Consider the following 818-nt stretch of genomic DNA (forward strand, 5'->3'; position numbering starts at 1 on the left):
GTGTCCCGGCAGTGGTCGATGGTCGTCACTCTGTGTTGTACAAGGAGAAGTATGACGAACAGAAAGATGAGTGGATAATGCGACTGGAGTGATACAGCATGGCGAACGGGATGATGTTCGCCATGCCGCTTGCGTTCACTCAGCGTTTTCAACCAACGAAATACCCCGTCCGGCAAAAAAGCGGGCGAAGACTTTCACCGGTAACGTGACATCCTGTTGTGTGGAAATATCATGACCGGAAGGATTATGAAAGGTCACAAACTCCCTGTCGGCACGCGTCACCAGCACCAGATGCCCGCCTTTACGCGGCGGAACAGTCTCCGGAATACGAACCGACGGATGCACCGAGGCAATGAAGAACCGGTGATCTACCATTTGCGCAGCAATATCCTCTGCAGCAATTCCCACTTTAACTACTGCGGTCATCCCCAACTCCTGGCGAACATACTCAACAAAAGGTGCATAAATCAACCCCTTAATGTTGTCGCCATCACGAACATACGCGCCATATGGCAGACTGCGCTGAGTCAGATTAAGAACAGGCACCACTTTTCCGGAAACCGCCGCCAGCACCATTTTCAGGCAACACATCCCACAAACATGGTTTGCCCACTCAATAAATTCCTGCTGGGTTGATGCGCCAGACTGGGCCCATAGTTTGATATCACTCAGTTCGAGTTCACCGGCAATAATTCCGGCAGCACAGTCAGGGTCTTCCCACTGGCTGAAATAAGGTATTCCTGAAAGGGTTGCAAAAGCGCGTTGATTTACTGAATTCACTGACATGACATATTCCTGAACGGCAGATCGACAACATC

General features: G+C 50.6%; 2 protein-coding genes. One reads left to right on the plus strand and one right to left on the minus strand.

Going from position 1 to position 818, the window contains the following annotated elements:
• The first annotated feature begins 11 nt into the window (after window positions 1-11).
• Window positions 12-92: a DUF1480 family protein gene (locus AC1DUO_RS25650; RefSeq protein WP_477989530.1), complete on the plus strand. Its 81-nt coding sequence runs from the start codon at window positions 12-14 to the stop codon at window positions 90-92.
• A 43-nt stretch (window positions 93-135) separates the two neighbouring features.
• On the opposite strand, the gene AC1DUO_RS25655 is transcribed toward AC1DUO_RS25650, so the two are convergent.
• Entirely contained in the window at window positions 136-786 is a 651-nt protein-coding gene (locus AC1DUO_RS25655) for a hypothetical protein (protein ID WP_112152166.1), read from the minus strand.
• Window positions 787-818 lie beyond the last annotated feature (32 nt).

The organism is Rahnella sp. P4_A8, assembly GCF_056402435.1.